Here is a 949-nt window from a genome sequence, read left to right on the forward strand (position 1 = left end):
CTCTTCCAGGTGGGAGCCAGACGCGCAGGTGTCGTTGCGCGGTTCACTCGAGTTCAGTGCTCGACGGCACCGTCGTGATCGGTGAGGAGAAGTGGGCAGACGCTCGGAAGCCCAAGGTCGGTCACGGCGAATTCGTCGGGGCCGGCGACGACGTTGCGACGCCTCCGGCATCCACCAGATGTCCATGACCGTGGATGGGACCCTGCCTGTTCTGGAGTCGGTCGGCGCCTCCGCCCCATTGCAGCGCGATGATCTCGGCGGCCACGGAAATCGCGGTCTCCTCCGGGGTTCGCGCCCCCAGGTCAAGCCCGATCGGGGAAGACAGACGAGCGAGTTCGTCGTCGCTGAGTCCGGCCTCGCGCAACCGCCTCTCCCGATCCTCGTGTGTCCGCCGAGAGCCCATCGCGCCGATGTAGCCGACCTCGGGAATGCGCAGCGCGACTTCGAGGAGGCGCACATCGAACTTCGGGTCATGGGTCAGCACGCAGATGACGGTGCGGCCGTCGACGGCGCCCGCCTCGACCTCGCCGGCAAGGTACTTGTGTGGCCAACTTACGACGACCTCATCTGCAGCAGGGAAACGGCTCCTGGTCGCGAAGACGGGGCGTGCGTCACACACCGTCACCGAGTACCCCAGGAAAGAGCCGATCCGCGCCACGGCAGCGGCGAAGTCGATGGCACCGAAGACCAGCATGCGCGGGCGAGGAGCGTAGGAGGCAACAAAGACTCGCATGCCCTCACCACGTCGTTCGCCATCCGGACCGTAGCTGAGAGTCTCCGTACGGCCGGCTGCGAGTAGGCCGATGGCATCGTCGATCACGGCATCGTCCGCACGGGCCGAACCCAAGCTGCCTGTGCTCGCTGGCCGCTCCGGGCGCACCACGAGCCGGCGTCCCACCAAAGCGGGGTTCGGGTGTTCGATGACTGTGGCGACCGACACCGGGCGTCC

General features: G+C 67.1%; 1 protein-coding gene. It reads right to left on the reverse strand.

The window, feature by feature from the left end:
• Positions 1-121 precede the first annotated feature (121 nt).
• Positions 122-949, reverse strand: an 828-nt coding sequence (locus ACFPGP_RS23865) for an XdhC family protein (RefSeq protein ID WP_378594062.1), incomplete at its 5' end; no start/stop codon positions are given.

The organism is Nocardioides taihuensis (assembly GCF_042657275.1).
In the GTDB taxonomy this organism is placed as follows: domain Bacteria; phylum Actinomycetota; class Actinomycetes; order Propionibacteriales; family Nocardioidaceae; genus Nocardioides; species Nocardioides taihuensis.